We start from the raw sequence: 541 nt of genomic DNA, 5'->3' as shown, positions 1-541 counted from the left end.
GCCTCGTGCTGAAGCTGGCCCTCCAGATGGGCTTGCAGCATCCGCGTGGCCGCGGAGAAGTCACGCCAGACTTTTTGCTCCTGGTCGGAGAGCCATCGAGGTTCGGACATGAGACCCATACTACCCCTGGTTGAACGCTCAACCAAACTACGCTACAGTCATTGTTGAGCGCTCAACCAGCTCAGGGTTCACCACAGACTTTTGGAGATCGACTCACATGACCACCACCGAAATCCCGGGTTACGTCGCAGGCAAGTGGACGATCGACACCGCCCACTCCGACATCGCCTACACCGTGAAGCACCTCGGCCTGGCGAAGTCCCGCGGCAACTTCACCGCCTTCACCGGCGAGGTCGTCACCGCCGACAACATCCTCGACTCCTCGGTCACCGTCGAGATCGACGCGTCGTCGGTCGCCAGCGGTGTCGACGGGCGTGACACGCACCTCAAGTCCGAGGACTTCTTCCACGTCGACGAGCACCCGGTCATCACCTTCCGCTCCACCGGCATCCGCGAGGACGGCGGCGACTACGTCATCGAC

The 541-nt window shown here is 62.1% G+C and carries 1 protein-coding gene and 1 pseudogene; one reads left to right on the top strand and one right to left on the bottom strand.

What is annotated here, in order from left to right:
- A pseudogene (locus tag CFP71_RS45230) lies at positions 1–110 on the bottom strand (MarR family transcriptional regulator); the annotation flags it as partial.
- A gap of 107 nt (positions 111–217) precedes the next feature.
- On the opposite strand from CFP71_RS45230, the gene CFP71_RS41645 reads away from it, so the two are divergent.
- Positions 218–541, top strand: a 324-nt coding sequence (locus tag CFP71_RS41645; protein WP_143267274.1) for a YceI family protein, incomplete at its 3' end; no start/stop codon positions are given.

The organism is Amycolatopsis thailandensis, from assembly GCF_002234405.1.
In the GTDB taxonomy this organism is placed as follows: Bacteria; Actinomycetota; Actinomycetes; order Mycobacteriales; family Pseudonocardiaceae; genus Amycolatopsis; species Amycolatopsis thailandensis.
Note: the sequence above shows the minus strand (reverse complement) of the source record. Positions and strands in the feature narration are given on the sequence as shown.